At 46.4% G+C, this 1,676-nt stretch carries 1 rRNA gene (running past one end of the window); it reads right to left on the bottom strand.

The features are described 5' to 3' along the window. Positions 1–1,540 (bottom strand): 23S ribosomal RNA (locus tag G9H60_RS13740) (it extends 1,389 nt beyond the left edge of the window). Positions 1,541–1,676: the final 136 nt, after the last annotated feature.

The raw sequence follows: 1,676 nt of genomic DNA, 5'->3' as shown, positions 1-1,676 counted from the left end.
GATTACTCGCTACACTCGTTTTGGCATTGCTGCCGCCTCTCAAAGACACTATTCCGTCAGTATCTGGTAACCCATTCTCTCCGTCATCTATTTGCCCAATAAGTAAGTACAGGAATATTAACCTGTTGTGCATTAGGTTGTCGCTCTCGCTAGACCCTTAGCCCCCGACTAACCCTCAGTTGATTAGCATAGCTGAGGAAACCTTAGTCTTTCGGCGTGAGGGTTTCTCGCCCTCATTATCGTTACTCATGCCTACATTTGCTTTTCTGATCGCTCCAGCCAAGCTTGTCGCTCAACCTTCGCCGCAATCAGAATGCTCCCCTACCAGTATATAAATATAATCCAAAGCTTCGGTACTTTACTTGATGCCCGTTTATTATCGATGCCCGCCTCGCTCGACCAGTGAGCTGTTACGCACTCTTTAAATGAATAGCTGCTTCCAAGCTAACATCCTGGCTGTCACTGCAATCAGACTTCCTTAGTTCAACTTAGTAAAGATTTTGGGACCTTAGCTGTTGGTCTGGGTTCTTTCCCTCTCGGATTGGGACCTTAGCACCCCAACCCTCACTCCCGGGTATATTTTAAGCCATTCAGAGTTCGTCAGGATTTGGTAGGATTTGACTCCCCCTAGTCCTATCGGTAGCTTTACCTGCTTAAAACTTGACCCCGAGGCTGTTCCTAAAAACATTTCGGGGAGTACGAGCTATTTCTCAGTTTGATTGGCCTTTCACCCCTACCCACAAGTCATCCAAATACTTTTCAACGTAAACTGGTTCGGTCCTCCACTCCGTTTTACCGGAGCTTCAACCTGCTCATGGGTAGATCACAAAGTTTCGCGTCTACTCCCACTGACTAAGCGCCCTATTCAGACTCGCTTTCGCTCCGGCTGCTCACATCTATGTGATTAACCTCGCCAGTGAAAGTAACTCGTAGGCTCATTATGCAAAAGGCACGCCGTCACCCCACGAAAGGGCTCCGACCGCTTGTAAGCGTATGGTTTCAGGGTCTTTTCACCCCCTTACTCAGGGTACTTTTCACCTTTCCTTCACAGTACTCGTTCACTATCGGTCTCTTGGTAGTATTTAGCCTTACCGGATGGTGCCGGCAGATTCAAAGGGGATTTCTCCAGTCCCCCCCTACTCAGGATACTCCTACAATGAAATAAACTTACCAATACAGGGCTCTCACCTTCTACGGCCCGCCTTCCCAGACAGTTCTCGTTCATTTATATCATCGATATCGAAGTCCTACAACCCCAGTCTTGCCGCAACAACACTGGTTTGGGCTAATCCGCGTTCGCTCGCCACTACTTACGGAATCACTTTTGTTTTCTCTTCCTCTGCTTACTTAGATGTTTCAGTTCAGCAGGTTTGCCTTCTATTATATAGAATACTAGATCTTCAATCTAGTGGGTTGCCCCATTCGGAAATCTTCGGATTAAAGGTCTTGTGCACCTCCCCGAAGCTTATCGCAGCTTAACACGTCCTTCATCGCCTCCAAGAGCCTAGGCATCCCCCATACGCCCTTATTTCACTTACTCTCTAATATCTTCATGCCCGAAGGCAATCGCTATCTATTTTTGCTCTTACTCTTTACTTTATTCTCACAATATGTCAAAGAACCTTGTGTAAAATCTCTTAATAAATTAAGATACTCTACATCGTTTCCCAAATTTA

Origin of the sequence: Aquirufa aurantiipilula, from assembly GCF_019923745.1 — a bacterium.
Classification (GTDB): domain Bacteria; phylum Bacteroidota; class Bacteroidia; order Cytophagales; family Spirosomataceae; genus Aquirufa; species Aquirufa aurantiipilula.
Note: the sequence above shows the minus strand (reverse complement) of the source record. Positions and strands in the feature narration are given on the sequence as shown.